The 18,932-nt window shown below is 37.5% G+C and carries 22 protein-coding genes and 1 other RNA gene; 18 read left to right on the top strand and 5 right to left on the bottom strand.

Annotated features, from left to right (window positions below):
• Positions 1-8 precede the first annotated feature (8 nt).
• Positions 9-1,022 (bottom strand): hypothetical protein, encoded by a 1,014-nt coding sequence (locus tag CVT05_RS01965; RefSeq protein WP_107697655.1) that lies wholly within the window; start codon positions 1,020-1,022, stop codon positions 9-11.
• 61 nt (positions 1,023-1,083) lie between these two features.
• Between CVT05_RS01965 and CVT05_RS01970 the strand changes: the two genes are divergently transcribed.
• The 4 genes from CVT05_RS01970 to rnpB all read left to right on the top strand — a co-directional run bounded on the left by CVT05_RS01970 (position 1,084) and on the right by rnpB (position 4,547).
• A complete protein-coding gene (locus CVT05_RS01970; protein WP_107697656.1) occupies positions 1,084-1,905 on the top strand; it encodes a thiamine-phosphate kinase in 822 nt (273 codons plus the stop codon).
• Positions 1,883-3,007, top strand: a complete 1,125-nt coding sequence (gene truD / locus CVT05_RS01975) for a tRNA pseudouridine(13) synthase TruD (protein WP_107697657.1) — start codon at positions 1,883-1,885, stop codon at positions 3,005-3,007. Before CVT05_RS01970 ends, truD begins: the two co-directional genes overlap by 23 nt.
• A gap of 449 nt (positions 3,008-3,456) precedes the next feature.
• Complete coding sequence (locus CVT05_RS01980; protein ID WP_159071212.1) at positions 3,457-4,074, top strand: Type 1 glutamine amidotransferase-like domain-containing protein; 618 nt, start codon at positions 3,457-3,459, stop codon at positions 4,072-4,074.
• Positions 4,075-4,220: 146 nt separating this feature from the next.
• Positions 4,221-4,547, top strand: an RNA gene (gene rnpB, locus CVT05_RS01985) — RNase P RNA component class A.
• A 14-nt stretch (positions 4,548-4,561) separates the two neighbouring features.
• Here the strand turns inward: rnpB and CVT05_RS01990 are convergent.
• The 4 genes from CVT05_RS01990 to CVT05_RS02005 are packed head-to-tail and all read right to left on the bottom strand — an operon-like array spanning position 4,562 to position 7,321.
• Positions 4,562-4,789, bottom strand: coding sequence for a hypothetical protein (locus CVT05_RS01990; protein WP_107697659.1), 228 nt, complete (start codon positions 4,787-4,789; stop codon positions 4,562-4,564).
• Positions 4,782-5,153 (bottom strand): flagellar export chaperone FliS, encoded by a 372-nt coding sequence (gene fliS, locus CVT05_RS01995; RefSeq protein WP_072594313.1) that lies wholly within the window; start codon positions 5,151-5,153, stop codon positions 4,782-4,784. Before fliS ends, CVT05_RS01990 begins: the two co-directional genes overlap by 8 nt.
• A gap of 9 nt (positions 5,154-5,162) precedes the next feature.
• A complete protein-coding gene (gene fliD, locus CVT05_RS02000) occupies positions 5,163-6,923 on the bottom strand; it encodes a flagellar filament capping protein FliD (RefSeq protein WP_107697660.1) in 1,761 nt (586 codons plus the stop codon).
• A gap of 2 nt (positions 6,924-6,925) precedes the next feature.
• Positions 6,926-7,321, bottom strand: coding sequence for a FlaG family protein (locus tag CVT05_RS02005; RefSeq protein ID WP_107697661.1), 396 nt, complete (start codon positions 7,319-7,321; stop codon positions 6,926-6,928).
• 120 nt (positions 7,322-7,441) lie between these two features.
• Here CVT05_RS02005 and CVT05_RS02010 point away from each other — a divergent pair, with 120 nt between their 5' ends.
• From CVT05_RS02010 to CVT05_RS02075, 14 genes are all read left to right on the top strand, one after another.
• Positions 7,442-7,786, top strand: a complete 345-nt coding sequence (locus tag CVT05_RS02010) for an ornithine carbamoyltransferase (RefSeq protein ID WP_087577118.1) — start codon at positions 7,442-7,444, stop codon at positions 7,784-7,786.
• Positions 7,783-8,349 carry a 16S rRNA (guanine(966)-N(2))-methyltransferase RsmD gene (rsmD, locus tag CVT05_RS02015; RefSeq protein ID WP_107697662.1) on the top strand — a complete coding sequence of 189 codons (567 nt, stop codon included), beginning with the start codon at positions 7,783-7,785 and terminating at the stop codon, positions 8,347-8,349. The genes CVT05_RS02010 and rsmD overlap by 4 nt, the downstream gene beginning before the upstream one ends.
• Before the next feature lie 64 nt (positions 8,350-8,413).
• On the top strand, positions 8,414-9,466 hold the full coding sequence (locus CVT05_RS02020; protein WP_107697663.1) for a flagellar basal body P-ring protein FlgI: 1,053 nt from the start codon (positions 8,414-8,416) through the stop codon (positions 9,464-9,466).
• On the top strand, positions 9,466-9,765 hold the full coding sequence (locus CVT05_RS02025) for a rod-binding protein (RefSeq protein WP_054196705.1): 300 nt from the start codon (positions 9,466-9,468) through the stop codon (positions 9,763-9,765). The genes CVT05_RS02020 and CVT05_RS02025 overlap by 1 nt, the downstream gene beginning before the upstream one ends.
• Before the next feature lie 58 nt (positions 9,766-9,823).
• Positions 9,824-10,027 (top strand): flagellar biosynthesis anti-sigma factor FlgM, encoded by a 204-nt coding sequence (locus CVT05_RS02030; protein ID WP_072594307.1) that lies wholly within the window; start codon positions 9,824-9,826, stop codon positions 10,025-10,027.
• A 13-nt stretch (positions 10,028-10,040) separates the two neighbouring features.
• Entirely contained in the window at positions 10,041-10,472 is a 432-nt protein-coding gene (flgN, locus tag CVT05_RS02035) for a flagellar export chaperone FlgN (RefSeq protein WP_072594306.1), read from the top strand.
• Between the two features lie 3 nt (positions 10,473-10,475).
• Positions 10,476-12,347 (top strand): flagellar hook-associated protein FlgK, encoded by a 1,872-nt coding sequence (gene flgK / locus CVT05_RS02040; protein ID WP_107697664.1) that lies wholly within the window; start codon positions 10,476-10,478, stop codon positions 12,345-12,347.
• Entirely contained in the window at positions 12,344-13,111 is a 768-nt protein-coding gene (locus CVT05_RS02045; RefSeq protein WP_103588683.1) for a TIGR02757 family protein, read from the top strand. Before flgK ends, CVT05_RS02045 begins: the two co-directional genes overlap by 4 nt.
• Positions 13,112-13,177: 66 nt before the next feature.
• Positions 13,178-13,714, top strand: coding sequence for a superoxide dismutase family protein (locus CVT05_RS02050; RefSeq protein ID WP_103593958.1), 537 nt, complete (start codon positions 13,178-13,180; stop codon positions 13,712-13,714).
• A 154-nt stretch (positions 13,715-13,868) separates the two neighbouring features.
• Positions 13,869-14,630, top strand: coding sequence for a TSUP family transporter (locus tag CVT05_RS02055; RefSeq protein WP_087577113.1), 762 nt, complete (start codon positions 13,869-13,871; stop codon positions 14,628-14,630).
• 65 nt (positions 14,631-14,695) lie between these two features.
• The gene (locus CVT05_RS02060) at positions 14,696-15,379 is read left to right on the top strand and encodes a F0F1 ATP synthase subunit A (RefSeq protein WP_054196701.1); all 684 of its coding nucleotides are present in this window, start codon (positions 14,696-14,698) and stop codon (positions 15,377-15,379) included.
• Positions 15,380-15,541: 162 nt separating this feature from the next.
• The gene (gene gatB / locus CVT05_RS02065; RefSeq protein ID WP_103593959.1) at positions 15,542-16,963 is read left to right on the top strand and encodes an Asp-tRNA(Asn)/Glu-tRNA(Gln) amidotransferase subunit GatB; all 1,422 of its coding nucleotides are present in this window, start codon (positions 15,542-15,544) and stop codon (positions 16,961-16,963) included.
• 12 nt (positions 16,964-16,975) lie between these two features.
• Positions 16,976-17,866 carry an NAD(P)H-dependent glycerol-3-phosphate dehydrogenase gene (locus CVT05_RS02070; RefSeq protein WP_103579507.1) on the top strand — a complete coding sequence of 297 codons (891 nt, stop codon included), beginning with the start codon at positions 16,976-16,978 and terminating at the stop codon, positions 17,864-17,866.
• Entirely contained in the window at positions 17,863-18,918 is a 1,056-nt protein-coding gene (locus CVT05_RS02075; protein WP_103593960.1) for a glycoside hydrolase family 3 N-terminal domain-containing protein, read from the top strand. The genes CVT05_RS02070 and CVT05_RS02075 overlap by 4 nt, the downstream gene beginning before the upstream one ends.
• The last annotated feature ends 14 nt before the right edge of the window (positions 18,919-18,932 follow it).

Consider the following 18,932-nt stretch of genomic DNA (forward strand, 5'->3'; position numbering starts at 1 on the left):
CTCTAGTTTTAGACTAGATTTACTTTTAGCGTATGCTCTTTTAGGCTTCCTGGAATTTTGCCATTTTCAAGCTCGATCAGTTCGCTAACTCTTAAAATATAAAAATCCTGCAAACTTCTGTTTGTAAATTTTTCAAGCTTTTTTGAAAGCGTGTCAAATATATAAAACTCAGCCTCATTGCTAGCTAGTAAAAAATCAGCCCCACTATCAAACGCATTAAAAATAATCTTACTTGCAAGTGCAAATGCAAGCTTTTCGTTTACTTTTAAAAGTTCAAATCCACAAGGAATTTTGATGTTTAGATTTATAAAATTTGCTCTAAATTTATCTAAATTTACAGGGATTTTATCGCTTACGGCTATTTTGAACTCTTTAAATTTATCCAAGCTCTTTATCTTTTCAAGCTCATTTTTTGAGGTTTCATTCTCTTTTATCTCTAAAATTTCTTTAAAAAACCTAATCGCTTCGTTATAAATTTCGCTTCCACCAAAGATAAAATCATTAATCTTGTAAGCTATCAAAATACCATTTTCATTGTTGATAAGCCTCATGATCTCATCATTTTTTTCTTTCTTATAAAGATGTTGAGCCAGTATGATAGCAGCTGCACCTATAAAATTTGGCTCATAGTCTCTCACAAAATCAGCATAAAAATATGGCTTTAAGCTTGCATAAAATTCTTTGTCTGCTTGATCGCAAAATTTATCAAATGGCTTAAATTTCTCCCAAAAGTCATCATCGTTTATCTCAAGATCTAAAACCGCTCTTTTTTCATCAAGTGGCGAAATCACAAGCTCGTCTGCAATTTTTTTATATAAATTTACTAATGGTTCAGCAGTGCTCACTACGACATCATTTACTTTCACAAAGCCAGTTATTGGCTGAAAATAGGGATCAATTTTTTTAACATGCAAAAATAGCTCGTCAAGGTTTGTGTAATCTAAAATTTCTAAAAAATATGGTTTAAAATACGACAAAATATCCTTTTTTGCATTAAATCTAAAAATTTCTATTTTTTGCATTTGGCTCCTTTTTTGGCTTATTTTATCCTAAAATTAAAAGGAGTTTCATTATAATGGCCCGATGGATAAAGAAAATTTCACGATTGAATGCTTTGGTAACGCTTATATTGGCGATGATGCGGCCGTGCTTGGCAAGCAGGTCTTTAGCAAGGATATTTTTGCTGAAAATTCGCACTTTAAGCATGGCTGGCTAAGCCTTGAAGAGATCGGCTATAAGGCGATGATCGTAAATTTTTCAGATACGATCGTGATGAATGCTAGGCCAAAATTTGTGCTTCTTGGACTTAGCTTGCCAAAGAATTTTTCGCCGCAGCAAATTAAAGAGCTAAGTGGCGGCATAAACAGAGCTTGCGAAGAGTTTGGCGTAAAGATAATCGGTGGCGACACGATAAGTAGTAAAATTTTAAATATAAGTGTTAGTGTAATTGGCGAGCTAAATGGTAAAGCTGTGATTAGAAAAAATGCTAGATTTGGCGATCTGGTGGCATTTACAGGCGAGCTTGGAGGTAGTCAAAAGGGGCTAAATTCACTTCTTAGGCTTGGCCAAATTTCAAAAAACTCACGGTTTAAAAAGCCTATCTTAAGAGATAAATTTTTTTACGAAGCAGCTCATCTTATAAACTCCGCTATGGATATCTCAGATGGACTAAATGCTGATCTTGTTAGGCTTTTAAAAGCTAGCAAAAAGGGCGCTAAATTTACAAAAAAACTAAGCAGATCCGAGCTTAGTAGCGGCGAGGAGTACGAGGTTTTATTTACCTTTAGTCCTAAAAATTTAAATGCTATTAAAAGGATTGCCGCAAAAACTAGGACAAAGATTAGTATCTTTGCAAAAATTTCACACAAAAGGTTAAGACAAAATGCAAGAAGCCACCACTTTTAAGCCACTTTATGCACTCACTCATGCGCCTATCGAGGCCTACTTTTCTAAAAATTCAGATGATTTTGTCGTGCGCGAAATACCACTTTATGAGTTTAGCGGTGACGGTGAGCACTTAATCGTTGAAATTTCTAAAAAAGATATGACGACACAAGAGGCCTTGCATGTCTTAAGCGAGGTTACAGGAGCTAAGATGCGTGATTTTGGCTACGCTGGGCTAAAGGACAAGCAAGGCATGACGACTCAGTTTATCTCGATGCCACGTAAATTTGAGAGCAATCTAGCAAACTTTAGTCACGAAAAGATGAAAATTTTAAGCCTAAATGTGCATCAAAATAAGCTTCGCATCGGACATCTAAAGGGAAATAGCTTTTTCATTCGCTTAAAAAAGGTGCTACCAAGTAATGCCAAAAAGCTAGAGCAAGCATTTGTTAGTATCGATAAAATGGGCTATGCAAACTACTTTGGCTATCAGCGTTTTGGTAAATTTGGCGATAATGCTGAAACTGGACTGGAGCTACTTAAAAACGGGACGATAAACGGCAAAAAGAGTAAAAATCCAAAGTTAAACGACTTTTTGATCTCGGCATATCAAAGCGATCTTTTTAACCGTTGGCTTAGCAAACGCGTGGAGATTTCGAGATTTGCGCAGGATTTTAGCCTCTCTGAGCTAGCTCAAATTTACCCGTATCTGAGCGGCGAAAATTTGAAAAATTTAAAATCGCAAAAGAGATTTTTTAAGCTAATTGAGGGCGAAGTTTTGGGTCACTATCCGCACGGCAAGTGCTTTTTGTGCGAGGATTTGGACGCAGAGGGCGCGCGCTTTGACGCTAGAGATATCACTAGCTGCGGGTTGATCGCGGGCGCGAAGGCGTATGAGGCGCAGGGTGCGGCGAGAATGGTTGAGGATCAAATTTTCGCGCAGGCAAATGAATATAAATCTAAAATGACGGGCTCAAGGCGCTTTGCGTGGTGCTATTTGGAGGATACGAGCTACAAATATAACGAGGAAAAAGCGCACTTTACGATAAATTTTACGCTGCAAAAAGGAAGCTACGCGACTGTTGTGCTAGAAGAAATCTTGCATAAAAATATCTTTGAGTAGGGCGGCGGCTTGTCTTGCGAGCGCTTTTAAATGATTTTTGCATCTATGCTCGCAAGTGCAAGCAGAGTATAAATTTTACTCTGCGATAGGCTGTATGCCTTATTTTTGGACGAAATTTACTTCTTTTGTTTAGCTACCGAGCATAGTGGCACATAAAACATTTAAAACCATCTCGCAAAACTTCGCCTTAACTTTCTTAAATTTTGTAAATCAAAATCTGCCTCGCCTAATGCTCTTTAAAAGCTGTGAGCCAAGCGGTGCAAAAACTTTACATTGTCGTTTTAAGCTCAAATTTGAGGAAAAATTTATCAAATTTTTATACCAACATCCATATCTTAAATTGCTAAAATTTATCCGTGGAGCAAGACGCGAGCGACGTGAAATACAAGCGTTTTTAGGCTCGTTTGGATATAATGGGTTTACAAATTTATATTTTAAAAGGATTAAAAATGGCAAATATTTTTCTTTGCTCTTACTTTGCGGAGGTTGCGAGCAAGATTAATGAAGTGGTAAATTTTCAAGGCAAAGATATTGTTTTTATAGATACTGCGGCCAAATTTGAAGAGGTAAATTTCTACGTCGGCGAAGCGGTGGAAATTTTAGAAAATTTTGGTGCGAAGCTAAGACGCCTTGACGTCTCTTGCGCCAAGAATTCGGCGGCACTAGTATCTAGCCAAGATGAGCCATCTTGTGAAGATGAAATTTTATCTGCCATTAGTCAGTGTGATATCATTTACGTTAGCGGTGGAAATACATTTTATCTGCTTAACGAGCTGCGAAAATCGTGTGCCGCCCAAGCTATAAAAAATGCAGTCAAAGCGGGCAAAATTTATATCGGTGAGTCGGCGGGAGCGATCGTGGCCGCACCAGATACGAGATATGCTACGCTGATGGATGAAAATAGCGCGAAAACGAGTGATTTTACAGGGTTAAATTTGGTTGATTTTTACATCGTACCGCACTTTGGTTGCGAGCCTTTTACGCAGGCCACGCACGAGATAATGGAGAAATTTGGGAATTTGTACGATTTACGACCTATAAATAATGCTGAATTTATTGCGCTTTGAGATAAATTTTTAACAAAACATACGCTAAATATTTACTCAAAGCACTCTATCTGTTTGCAAATCTGCCTTTTAAATAAAAAACATAAAGTTAAAAGTCTAAAGCTTTTAAAGCTAGAAATTTAAGCCAAAGCCGCTATAATTTCGCTCTGGCACGGTAAGCGATCGCTTTTGATTTTTGAAAAAGAGGAAAGTCCGAGCTGCGATAAGACAAGGTTCCATCTAACGGATGGCTAGGGAAACCTAAGGGATAGTGTAACAGAAAGTAGACTTCCGCTTCGGCGGTAAAGGTGAAACGGCGGAGTAAGAGCCCACCGGCACGCTTGGTAACTTGCGTGGCCATATAAACCCAACCTGCAGCAAGAAGGGATGGTTTTGGTCTTATATTAAAACCCTTCGCTAGAGCTTGTTTGTAAAAGCAAGCGTAGATAAATGATCGCTCAAGACAGAACTCGGCTTAACGCCGTGCCTTTAAATTTATAAAAACAGATTAGTTTGTTACGTATTTTTGAGCTTTTTGTAGTTTTATAAGCTCATTTTGGATGTGTGAAGACTTGCTTTTTAAAAGCTCTATTGCACCGCCAATTAGTGCTTGTGCTTCTTGCGCTAGAGCTAGGCTTGTAAACATATCTTCACTAAAATTTTCTGACAAAGCAGCTATCTTGCTCGTGTCTTCGTTTATCAATGCTAATTTAAATTCATTGATCCAACTATTCACCTGAAGTTACCTCTCTCCATGCTTCAGATAGTTGCTTTACGACATTGGTTACTTCATTTAAGGCTGCGACATCGTTTTGTATATTTGCCATAGCAAGAAGCTGCATTTGTCTTGTATAAAGGCCGCTAAGATAGTGAGCTACGTCGCCTTGAGAATAATCAAGCGAATTTAAAAGCTCAACAAAAATAGCGTTTGTCCTATTAATATAATAAACTTTTTTCTCTATATCTCCAGCTTCTATCGCCTTTTTTGTACGAAATATAAATTTTAAAATTCCATCATAAAGCATTTCTATTAATTTAGTTGGGGACTCTATGCCCCCAAAACTAGACTGTGCGTATGCACTATATGCACTTTGATTCATCTTTCTCTCTTATTTTCTGCTATTTATCTCTGCATCGATCATTGATTTTAGTGTTGAGAACTGATTTTCTAAACTCGCGATGATAGCGTTATACTTAATAAAACGCTCTTGCATTGTTGTGTATTTCTCATCTAAAAGCTTTTGTGTGCTCTCTTTGTTTTTTGTGATCGACTCGTTTTCGTCTTTTAACTGATTTTGCATAGCAACCATCGTGCCACTTTTGCCAACGACACCATCAAGCATTTTAGCTAACTTTGTAAATAGCCCATCTGTCTTTTTGGTTACTGGATTTATAGTAGCTTCATTCATGCCTAGAGTTGTTAAGGCTGAATTTTTACCTTTTACCTCGATATTTTCGCCATCGCTTCTTTTTAAGACGATTCTTTTGCCACTTTTATCAAGACTAGCTGTAACCCCAGTTATGCCAGCGTCATTTATAGCTTGTTGAAGCTTTAGTGCGTTCTCTTCGGCTGTGGCTGTGGCTGTAGTTGAGAATGTAACTGACTTGCCGTTTATCGTAAGATCACCAGCTTTTATGTCTAGTGCTCCAGCGCTAACAGTCGATGCTCCCATATAGCTTATTGGCTCGATCTTGCTTGATCCCATGAAAAATTTCTGAATCTCTTCAGGATCTTTGCTAAGAGCTGCATTTAGTTTATTTAGATCAAGCTGAAGCTGTCCGTCTTTATCAGGCACTATGCCATATTTGCTTAATGCTTTGCCTTCGCTATCTTGTCCATTTACAAGACGACCAATGTTTGATCTTAAGCTTGAAATTTCGCTAACGCCTTGGAAAGTGCCAGCTCCTTTTTCCTCGTCATATTTTGTAGCTATACCAAGGTTCATGGTCATTAGGTTGTAGTCTTTGATAAATTCTTCAACCGCTTTTATTACCTCTTTTGTATCTTGAGAGACGCTTACGTTTGTTTTACCAGTTTCATTTAATGTAATAGAAATTCCCGGCCTTAAGTCGTTGAAGGTGTTTTTGCTTCTTTTTACATTTACTCCGTTATATGTAAATTCCGCATCTTGTGCCTTTAAAATTCTATTTTTTTCAAAATTTGATGTCATCTTTGGTGTGCCATCAGGATTTGTTAGTAGAGTGCCATTTGCATCTTTATCCTGAAACTGTGTACTATCCCAGCCAAGCTTATCTAAAACACCAGCCGTATCATTTGAAAATTTAATAGTCTGTGTTGCACCAGTGTTGCCTGATTGAAGCATGATTTGATTTGGCTTATCTCCGCCAACATTTAAAATTCTAGCTTGTAATTTACCGCCACTGATATCATTTATCTTGTCTACAATATCTTGATATGTGGTTGATCTAGTTACGCTAATAGAAAATTTTTGTCCATCGATTTCAACGTCAAAAGAGCCGTTATTTGTCGCACCTACTAAGCTTGAAGTGTTTTTGAAATTTGAGCTTTGAAATGTGTCTTTTTGAGCAAGTTTTTGCACATCGATACTAAAATTTTGCACGCTAACGCCATTTGCTGCTGAGGCTGTTACGCTTTTGCCAGCATTATTTGTAGTTCTTTTTAGATAAAGTGCCTCTCCGCCAAGTGTTTTACCACTTACATTTACGTTGCTAACTAGAGTTTTTAGCGCTGCAAGGTCTTTTTGCTTTAGGTCATTTCTTTCTAGCCTTTTTGTTAAAGGCTTGATCTGTCCTGCTTCATCTGCTTCTTTTAATTTCTTGATAAGATCATCATTTAGTCCGCTATTTTTTGTGCCGATGCCTAAATTTGTTACATTACCTACTGCCATTTTTAACTCTCCTTGTCAAAAAGTATTCCGATACTTTCCTTGAAATACTCACTTATTCTTATAGCTTCTTTGCTTGGAAGTTGTGTTATCTCCTCGCCAGTTTTAGCGTCTTTTACTTGCACGACCATTAAATTTAGCTTCTCGTTGTAAGCAAATCTTACATTAGTATCGAGCTGCTGCATTTGATAGTTTAGTCTATCGGTGACCTCTCTTGTTCTTTTGGCAAGCTCTTCGTTGCTAAGTCCGTCTAGCTCGTTAACATCTTTGGTTTCATTGTTTTTATCAGCATTTAATTTTATATCAGAATGCTCAATAGGTCTGCTGTCTATTTGACGCTGAGCAGATGTGCTCATGCTCGTATCTAGTACCTGATTTGCTGCTGCCTTAAAGATTTCCATAGTTTTACTCCTTAAAACTTACGTTAGTTTCTACATCGGTAAAATTTTAAAATCCTTTAGTGTTTATATAAATTTTTGATTATTTAGGCTAAAATCGAGCAAAAATTTATAGGAAGAGATATGAAAATTTCATTTGAGTGCGAGTGTATTTTACTTCAAAAGACACTGCTGCTTTTTTGTGGAAATTTAGCTGCTCATCATAAGGATTGTGATTTTGTAGTGAGTGACCGCGAGATTGCGACAAAAAAACCACTATTTATAATAGGAAAAAATGCTCATCTTTCTCATCCTTTTACCAAAATGGCACTTCTTGATACGCTTGAAGAATTTTACTCAGCTATGCAAATTTCAAAAGCAAATGAGCTAAATGAAGCTAAAAATGAAAAGGGCTTAGAAGAGAAAATTTCACTTTTGATAGATAAATTTAAAGCCGATCTGCTTGAAATTTTAAGGGCAAATCAGTGAAGCTTTACACTAAAATTTCAAGTGGTAAATTTAAAGGCAAAAGGCTTGAACTACCAAGTCTAAGCACGACTAGAAGCACAAAAAGTATCGTAAAGGAGTCCTTCTTTAACGTCATTAGAGATGAAATTTACTCGCTTACATTTATAGAGGGCTTTGGTGGAAGTGGTGTGATGGCAAGCGAGGCCGTTAGCAACGGAGCACGTGAGGCTATCGCTATCGAAAAAGACAGAGCCGCTTTTAAGATCACGCAAAGCAACCTTGCAAGCCTAGGGTGCTCAAATTTAAAAGCGATAAATGGTGATTCCTTTTCTGTCTTGCCTGATCTTATAAATTCTCAAAATGGCAAGGTCTTGCTCTATCTTGATCCGCCATTTGATATAAGAGCTGGCTTTGATGATATCTACGAAAAGCTTGTAAATTTAATCTCACAGCTAAAAAAAGAGAAAATTTATATGATAGTTTTTGAGCACAACAGCGACTTTAAATTTAGCGATGAAATTTTTGCATTTAAGCTTGTAAAATTTAAAAAATTTGGAGCTACTTCACTCTCTTACTTCCAATAATTTATAAAAATTTGGAACATCTTTTGCTTTAAAAACCTAAAATAGCTAAATTTTAGGAAAAAATATGAAAAAATTTTTATCTTTTGTAGCAGCTTCGGTGATAGCTACTTCAGCCTTTGCTACGCAGATAAAAGAGCTTGCAAGCATAGTTGGCGTAAGGGATAACCAGCTAATAGGCTATGGCCTTGTAGTTGGGCTAAATGGCACAGGTGATGGCTCAACGTCAAAATTTACGATTCAGTCTTTATCAAACATGCTTCAAGGCGTAAACGTAAAGATAAATCCAGATGATATCAAGTCCAAAAACGCAGCTGCTGTTATGGTAACAGCTAAGCTTCCTGCATTTGCAAGGCATGGCGATAAGCTTGACGTCGTGATCTCATCTATTGGCGATGCAAAAAGTTTGCAAGGTGGTACGCTTCTCATGACACCACTAAAAGGCGTTGATGGTGATATTTACGCTTTGGCTCAGGGTGCTTTAAGTATCGGCGGAAAAAGCATGGGTAGATCAGGTGGCAACCACCCAACTGTTGGCTCTATCCTAAATGGAGCTTTGGTTGAGCGAGAAGTTACTTATGACATTTACAATCAAGATAGCATAAGACTAAGCCTAAAAGATACAAATTTTAAAACCGCTCTTGATATCCAAAACGCCATAAATGCAAACATTTCAGACGATACTGCAAAGGCGATCGATCCAAGAACGGTCATCGTTAAAAAGCCAGATGATGTTAGTATCATCGAGCTTGCAAGCGCTGTGCTTGATCTTGATGTGGAGTATAAGCCAGATGAGAAGATAGTGGTTGATGAAAGAACTGGCACAATAGTAAGCGGCATAAATGCTGTGGTTAGCCCAGTTGTCTTAACGCATGGTGCAATCACAATAAAAATAGAGCCAAATAGCTATGACGAGGCAGCGCAAAATGATGTAAATATAGGAAGCGATACGTCGGTCGCACCTAGTCAAAATTTACTTAAAATTTCAGGTGAAAAAACAACCGTTGCAAATGTAACAAGAGCGCTAAATAAGCTTGGGGCAACACCAAGTGATATCATATCGATACTTGAAAATTTAAAGCGAGTTGGTGCGATACAAGTTGATTTGGAGATAATATAATGCAAATAGATAACACCTTAGCGCTAAATTCATACAATGAAATTTCTACAAATAAGATAAAAAACGCAAATGCTAAACAAGATGCTCTTTTAAAAGAGCAAACTGATGCATTTGAGGCTTATATGGTAAAGGCTGTGCTTGATATTGCTTTAAAAGAAGATGAGCACAACTCGCTATATCCAAAAGCTGCTGGTAGCGACATTTATAGGTCAATGTATAACGATGCAATGAGTAAAGCATTGAGTGGAAATCTTGGTTTTTCAGAACTTTTGTACGATTTTTTAAAGAGAGACTCTTAAGTAAATTTATATTCTGCCGATGTAGTGATATAAACATTTTATTTTAAGAGGTATGAATATGATAAGGCCTTTGAACCAAAGACCAAATTTTCAGGCAAATACGCTAAATAAAAATAGCGATGCCAAGGTCGAAACTCAGAGTAAAGAAGTAAGAACAAACGAAAACGCAAAGCTAAAAGAGATAGCTGATGCCATAGCAAATGGCACTTATCAGGTTGATATCTCAAAAACGGCTAGGGCTGTGGCTGATGCGTTGCTGTAATTAAGGAATTTAAATGATTAAAAAGCTTTTGGACGAGGCTATAGGCGAGCTTGATGAGCTTATAAATTTAACCATACAAGATATCGCAAATATAAAAGAGGCTAAACACTCAAGCGTTGATGAGAGTGTAAAGAAAAAAAATGCCTTAGTTCGTGCATTTGAAGATACAAAAAGAGCACTAGATAAAGAGCTTTTAAAGGTATCAAAAGAGAGCGGTACGACTACACTTGCTAGTGTTTTAGACGATGAAGTGAAGTCAAAGCTTGTACTTATGCGTTCAAAGCTTGAAAATTTACATAAAGTTAATAAAGAATATGCAAGGCATGTCGTTGCTGTTAAAGAATTTTTTGACTCACTTAATGAAAAAATTTTTGGCACTAAAACAAGTGAATACGGCCAAGATGGAAACAGCATAGATAATAATTTTTATAAATCAAGGGTTTAAAAAATGGCTAATATTTTTATGTCATTAGGCACGGGTGTTTCGGGACTAAATGCAGCCCAGCTTCAAATAAGTACAACCGGAAATAATATAGCAAACGCCGATAGCAACTACTATACAAGGCAACGTGTTGTCCAATCTGCATCTCCAGCGATGAATACAGTCCCTGGCGGAGTTGGTACAGGCACACAAGTAGATACTATAACAAGACTTCATGATGAGTTTGCCTACTCAAGATTAAAATACTCATCATCAAATTTAGAAAATACAGCCTATAAACAAAGAATTTTGCAAGAAGCTACAAAATATTTTCCTGATCTAAAAGATAATGGAATGGTGAAGGACATTCAGGAGTATTTTTCCGCGTGGAATAACTTTGCTTCAAATCCTAATGCTGGTGCTCAGAAAGTAAATTTGATAAATAAAGCAAGTGTATTGACTGCAAGTATCAACCGCTCATCAAAGATGCTTTATGATATGCATGAAAAGATTGATGAAACAATAAAAATAAATATAAAAGAGATAAATTCTCTAGGCAGACAAATAGCAAACATTAATAAGCAAATCCAAAGAATAGAATCAGGCGCAGACGCTGGTATAAAAATAAATGCAAATGATCTTCGTGATAAACGTGATGAATTAGAACTTGCTATGTCAAAGCTAGTAAATACAGCTGTTTATAAAAGCGATCTAAAGAGCAATTCTAGGGTAGATACAGGAATAACAGATCAAGGAAAATACTACAATCTAAATATTGGCGGTGTAAGTATCGTTGATGGTGTAAATTTTCATGAAATTTCTATGAGTTCAACTGAAAGTGGACGATATACAAAAATTTATTATGAAAGAGAAGATGGCAGAAGAATCCCAATGGAAGAAAAGATCATAGGTGGTAAAATCGGAGCTGCACTTGATCTTAGGGGCCGAAACTACGAGCCAGATAATGATAAATTTAGCGACGGAACGATCCAAAAATACATTGATAATTTAAATACATTTAGTAAAACCTTGATAACAAGTACAAATAATATCTATGCCGAATCTGCAGTTGAAATTTCTAACTCAGATCCGATAAGCTATTTAGAAGGTGATAAGACATTGATGAATCATGATAATAGTATAAGAAACGGAAGTTTTGAAGCTATTGTTTATGATAACAAAGGCAATGTCGTGGCCAGAAAAACTATAAATGTAAATGGAACGACGACGATGAATGATACAAGATATGGCAACTCTATCGTCAAAGACTTTAACTCAAACTCAGATGACAATAAAGACAATAATATGCTAAATGACGTTGATGACTTTTTTGAGGCGTCATATTTTTATGATAAAAATACTAAAAAAGGCACATTTTCTCTCATTCCAAAACAAGCTCAAGGGCTTTATAGCATATCAATAGTCGATCACGGCACAAATTTCCCAGGTGCTGTTGGTATAAATAGATTTTTCTCAGGTACTGACTCAAATAGTATCGGTATAAATCAAAATTTTACCCAAGACCACACAAATCTTCGTGCCTACTCAAAGCCAGTTATCGGAAATAATGAAGTTGCAAATAAAATGATCCAGCTTCAGTATCAAAAGCAGACCTTTTACTCAAGTGGCATAGCGCTTGATAGAGATGAAACGATCGAGGGATATTACCGCTATCTTACGACTGACATGGCGAGTGATACAGAGGCAAATAATACTATCCACGACACAAATACGTCTTTGCAAAAGACAGCTGAAGAAGAATTTCAATCAACAAGTGGCGTAGATACAAATGAAGAGCTTACAAATTTGATCCGCTTTCAAGCAAGTTACGGCGCAGCGGCAAAGATCATCACGACAGTTGATCAAATGCTTGACACGCTTCTTTCACTAAAACAATGATCGAACTAAAGAGCCTTTTAGACTCACACGTACTTAGCAAAAATACAAATTTGGGGCTGTTTGAAGCCCCAGATCCACTTCAGGTAGCCACTAAATTTAAAGAGCCAAACATAGCGCTCATTTGTGCGTTATTTGCTTATGGTAATGCAAAAATGATAGTGAAATTTCTAAATTTACTTGATTTTAGTTTGCTTGATGAGAGCGAGCAAAATATCAAGAAAAATTTATCAAATTTCAAATATCGCTTTCAAAATGAAAATGATGTAAAAGAAATTTTCATCACTCTCTCACGCCTTAAAAAAGAGGGCGAAATAGAGGAAATTTTACGCCAAGGCCTTGCAAAAAATGGCGAGATGATAGAGGGCGTAAATGAGCTTATAAAATTTATATATAAGCTAAATTCTTACCGCTCTGACGGATATGAGTTTTTCTTTGGTAAGAGTTTTGACAAAGAGCCACAAAGCCCATATAAACGTTACAATATGTATCTTCGCTGGATGGTAAGGGATAGCGACATTGACCTTGGACTGTTTAAAAATTTACCAAAAGATAGGCTTTTGATGCCACTTGACGTGCATACGCATAGAGTTTCTTTAAATTTAGGACTTATAAACAGAAAGAGCTACGATTTCAAAGCAGTCATGGATCTTACAAAAAAACTTAGAGAATTTGATGAGTTTGATCCGATAAAATACGACTTTGCGCTTTATAGAATAGGGCAGAGTAAAGAGTTAGAAACTATCATAAAAAATCTTAATCAATAAAAATTATTGCTAAATTTTTAAATTTAGGGTAGACTTGCCATACAATTTTATCCATAAGGAGCTTGTATGAAAAAAATCGTTTTACTAAGTGCAGTTTTAGGAACTTTGCTTTTTGCTCACGAAGGCCATCACTTTGATCCAAAGGCTGGAGAGCATCTAGTTATACCTGTTAATGAGCTAAGCGAGAAGGGCGATAAGAGTGTCGGCGAAGTAGTAGCTGTTAAGACAAACTACGGCGTTGCATTTTTTCCAAATTTAAAAGGACTTACTGCAGGGCTACACGGCTTTCACATCCATGAAAATGCTGACTGTGGTGCGACTGAAAAAGGTCTTGGCATGAAAGCAGGTGGCCACTGGGATCCAGCTGGCACAAAAATGCACTCTTTTGCCTGGGATGATAAAGGTCACAAAGGTGATTTGCCAGCACTTTATGTAGATGCTGAGGGCAATGCGAACTATCCAGTACTAGCCCCAAAGATAAAAAATCTTGACGAGCTAAAAGGTCACTCACTAATGGTTCATGTTGGTGGCGACAATCACAGCGACAATCCAAAAGCACTTGGCGGTGGTGGCGCTAGAATGCTTTGTGGCGTTATTAAGTAATCACTTTAATAAACGAGTCTTTGAGCTAGATCTAAAGGCTCGTTTAAATTTATAAATTTTAAAAATCTCTCATTTTAAATATAAAAATTTTACAAAAAGATAAGTACAAATAAATTACAATCTGCTTTTATTTCAATTATCAAAAGAGCAAAAAATGGAATTTGATCTACTTAGCTATGTCGTTTTTTTTGTAGCTGCGTTTTTAGGTGGTTTTATCGATTCTATCGCTGGTGGAGGTGGGCTTATAACGCTTCCAGCTATTATGGCGATGGGCGTACCACCACACCTTGCACTTGGTACAAATAAGCTTCAAGGAGTTTTTGGTAGCTTTACAGCGACTCTAAATTTCACAAAACGGGGATTAATTAATTATAAAGAGTGCTTTGTAGGTATCGTTTTTACTTTCATTGGAGCTATCATTGGAGCAGTGGTTATTCTATTTTTAAATACAAATTTTTTAAAGATAATTATCCCATTTTTGCTGATTGCTATTTTCATCTACACGCTTTTTATGCCAAAAGTCGGCGAAAATGATAGAGCCGCAAAGATGAATGAAAAGCTATTTTATGTAGTTTTTGGACTAATGCTTGGCTTTTATGATGGTTTTTTTGGTCCAGGAACAGGCTCTTTTTGGACATTTGCGATAGTGGCATTAATTGGGCTAAATTTAAAAAAGGCTGTCGCTCATACAAAACTCTTAAATTTTACTAGCAATATCGTTGCTCTTGGCATTTTTATAGCTGGTGGACAGATGCTTTGGGCTGTTGGACTTTTAATGGCAGTTGGTCAAATTTTAGGCGCATATTTTGGATCAAATCTTGTCATTAAAAAAGAGGTTAAATTTATTAGAACAATGTTTTTAGTGGTAGTTGCAGTGACTATTTGTAAATTGATTTTCGATTATTTCAGAGTTTAAAATTAAAAATGTTTTAACAATAATTTTGTTACAATCACGCAAAATTCTAAATCCAAGGTAAATTAATGAAAGATTTGTTTCTATTTTCAAATTTCCTAAATAGCTCCCACGCCTTTATCTATGCGTTTCACTTTCTGCTTGTAGCTTTGATTGTTATCATAGTTGCTTATATAGCAAGGAGTAAGATGCAGCTTGTACCAAGAGGTCTTCAAAATATAGTTGAAGCCTATTTAGAAGGCGTTATATCTATGGGAAGAGATACTTTAGGTAGTGAAAAACTAGCAAGGAAATATCTTCCACTTGTTGCAACTATCGGTTTTATCGTATTTTTTTCAAATGTTGTAGGTATTATTCCTGGATTTGAGTCACCAACATCAAGTCTAAATTTAACTCTAGTTTTGGCTTTAGTTGTATTTGTTTATTATAACTTTGAGGGCATTAGAGAAAATGGATTTTTTAAATACTTTGGACACTTTATGGGGCCGAATAAATTTCTAGCTCCTATTATGTTTCCAGTTGAAGTCATCTCGCATCTTTCACGTGTAGTTTCGCTATCATTTCGTCTTTTTGGTAATATCAAGGGAGATGATTTATTCTTGCTAGCAATGCTTACACTTGCACCTTGGTTTGCTCCACTTCCAGCTTTTGCACTTCTAACGCTTATGGCTGTTTTGCAAACATTTATCTTTATGATGCTAACTTACGTTTATTTAGCTGGTGCTGTTGCTATTAGTGAGCACGAGCATTAAAATTTAAAGCCATATTTTTATATGGCTTTTTCCTTTTTAAACTATTTAAATTTTTGAATCACCTTCTTTATTTTCCAGTCAAAACGCTCATTTTTAGATATTTTAAAAGAAAGTATCGCTAAAATACGCCTTAAAAATTTGCATAAATTTAAAGGTAAAAATATGTTTGAAGTCGTTATCGGTTTAGAAGTTCATACTCAGCTTAATACAAAAACTAAAATTTTCTGCTCTTGCTCGACTAGCTTTGGCGACGAGGCAAACACTCACGTTTGTCCGACCTGCCTAGCTCTACCTGGAGCGCTACCTGTGCTAAACAAAGAGTCCGTTAAAAAGGCGATCAGCTTTGGCACAGCGATAAACGCTAAGATAAATAAAAAATCAGTCTTTAATAGAAAAAACTACTTCTATCCAGACCTTCCAAAGGCATATCAAATTTCCCAGTTTGAGATCCCTATCGTAGAAGGTGGCGAGCTAATAATCGACGTAAATGGTACTAAAAAACGTATCGGTGTAACAAGAGCACACCTTGAAGAGGACGCTGGAAAGAACATCCATGAAGAAACCGAGAGTTTGGTTGATCTAAATAGAGCCGGCACGCCACTTCTTGAGATAGTTAGTGAGCCAGATCTTAGAAGCAGTGATGAGGCGGTGGCTTATCTTAAAAAATTGCACTCGATCCTTCGCTTTTTAAATATAAGTGATGCAAATATGCAAGAGGGCAGCTTTCGCTGCGACGCAAACGTCTCTATCCGTCCAAAAGGCGATACCAAGCTTTACACAAGGGTTGAGATAAAAAATCTAAACTCATTTAAATTTATCCAAAAAGCGATCGATTACGAGGTGGAGCGCCAAAGCGCAGCTTGGGAAGACGGCAAATACGACCAAGAAGTCTATCAAGAGACAAGGCTGTTTGATACGACAAATTTAGTGACAAGATCTATGCGTGGCAAAGAGGATAGCGCGGAGTATAGGTACTTTCCTGACCCTGACTTGCTGCCTGTTGAAGTGTCAGAGCAGATGTATAACGAAGCGATAAAAATTCCAGAGCTTGCCGAGCAAAAGGTCGCAAGATATGTTAGCGAGCTAGGCGTAAAAGAGAGTGATGCACTAAATTTAACTCAAAGCGTTGAGATGGCTAGATATTTTGAAGAGCTGATCGCCGCTGGAATTCAACCAAAGCTTGCTACTACTTGGCTCATAGTCGAGCTTCTTGGTCGCTTAAATAACGGCGTAACGATCGAGACAAGCCCAGTTAGCAGCGCTAAGATGATAAATTTACTAAAACGCATAGAAGATGGCACGATAAGCGGCAAAGCTGCAAAAGAGGTGCTAGACTATCTAATGGAAAATGACGCGGACGTTGATAGCGTCATCGAAAAGCTTGGCTTAAAACAAGTGAGCGACGACTCAGCGATCATCGCGATCATAGATCAAATTTTAGCTGCGAACGCCGACAAAGTCGAAGAGTATAAAAACGGCAAAGATAAGATATTTGGCTTCTTTGTGGGTCAGGTGATGAAAGAGGGCAAGGGTGCCTTTAATCCAGGCAAGGTCAATGAGCTTTTAAAGGCCAAAATAGGCTAAAAAAGGGCTAAAATGAGCATAGCAGTCATCGGAGCTGGCAAGTGGGGCAGTGCGCTATTTCACGCATTTAGTGAAAATAACGAGTGCGTCATCAGCTCAAGAACGCCAAGAGAGATGCCAAATTTTGTAAGCTTGGATGAAGCTTTGGAGTGCGAATACCTAGTCTGCACGATCCCAACGCAAGCTACAAATTTATGGCTAAAGCAAAACTACAAAAACAAAGGTCAAAAGATCCTAGTCGCCAGCAAGGGCATAGACACGGCAAATCTTAAATTTCTAAATGAAATTTATGAAGACTTTGTTAATAGAGAAAATTTAGCCTTTCTTTCGGGACCAACCTTTGCAAAAGAGATCATGCAAAAGCTGCCTTGCGCCTTGGTAGTAAATTCTAAAAACCAAAATTTAGCTTCAAAATTTGCCTCATTTTTCCCAAGCTACATGAAAGCCTACACCTCAGATGATGTGATCGGCGCTGAAGTATGTGGGGCGTATAAAAACGTGATCGCCATAGCTGGTGGCATCTGTGACGGCCTTGGCCTTGGCAATAACGCAAGGGCGAGCCTCATTTCACGTGGGCTTGTCGAGATGGCTAGATTTGGCAAATTTTTTGGCGCAAAAGATGAGACATTTATGGGGCTAAGCGGCGCAGGGGATTTATTCTTGACCGCTTCATCGATACTTTCACGCAACTACCGCGTAGGTCTTGGCATTGCAAGGCACGAGAGATTAGAAAAAATTTTAAATGAGCTTGGCGAGGTGGCCGAGGGTGTAGATACAGCAAAGGCAATTAGCAAGATCGCCAAAGAAAAGGGCATATATGTGCCGATCGCTAGCGAGGTTGAAAATATGCTAAATGGCAAAGATGTTTTTGAGAGCGTTAAATCACTTTTAGGAAGAAGATGAGAGCTTTTAAATTTATACTTTTTATGGCTATTTTTGCTTTGGGGCTTAATGGCGCAGAAGTGAGCCTAAGAGCCAAAGTCTCGCAAATGATAATGGTTGGCTTTAATGGGGCTAGCACAAAAGATGCTGCATTTCGCGCGATGTTAAGCGACGCTGGATATGAGAGATTTGGCGGTGTGATGCTACTTGGCAGAAACGTTACCAACAAAGCCCAGCTAAAAGCTAGCATAAAAGCAATCAAAGAAAAAAGTCCTAAAATTTTTATCGCTATTGATGAAGAGGGCGGCAATGTAAGTCGCATGAAGGATAGTAGCTTTAACGGTCCATATCCTAGCGCATACGAGGTTGCAAGTACGCTTGACATCAAAAGCGCATACGATCTCTACTCGAAAATGGCTATAAATTTAAAAGAGTGTGGCATAAATTTAAATTTCGCTCCAGTGGTCGATCTGCACGATGAAAACTCGCCGATCATCGCCGCTAAGCAAAGGGCGTTTAGCGAGTATGCAAGCAAGGTGGTGATCTATGCTGATGCTTTTATGGACGCATTTAAAGAGCAGGGTGTGATAACTACGATCAAGCACTTTCCGGGGCATGGCAGCTCAAAAGAGGACTCGCATAAAAATAAGAGTGAGATCACGCTAAGCAAAGATGCGCTACTACCATATAAAGACGCCATAAGCACAGGTAGAGCGCAGATCATCATGGTAGGGCACCTTTTTGTAAAAGGTATTGACGAGGACAATCCGGCTACACTTTCTAAAAAAATAATAACCGATCTACTGCGAAATGAACTTAAATTTAATGGCGTAGTTATCAGCGATGATATGCTGATGAAAGGCGTTGGCGACGATGCTTTGGCGCAAAAGGTAGTGAAATTTATAAACGCTGGAGGCGATATCTTACTTTTTAGTGAGTTTAAGATAAACAACCAAAGAACGGCTGATCTAGTTACTCAGATGATAATTGACGCTGTAAATGAGAAAAAGATCAGCAAAGAGCGAATAGACGCTTCATACAAGAGGATAATGGCTCTAAAAGCGAAGCTTTAAATTTGACTTTTAAA

It is taken from the genome of Campylobacter concisus (genome assembly GCF_003049705.1).
Taxonomy (GTDB): domain Bacteria; phylum Campylobacterota; class Campylobacteria; order Campylobacterales; family Campylobacteraceae; genus Campylobacter_A; species Campylobacter_A concisus_AR.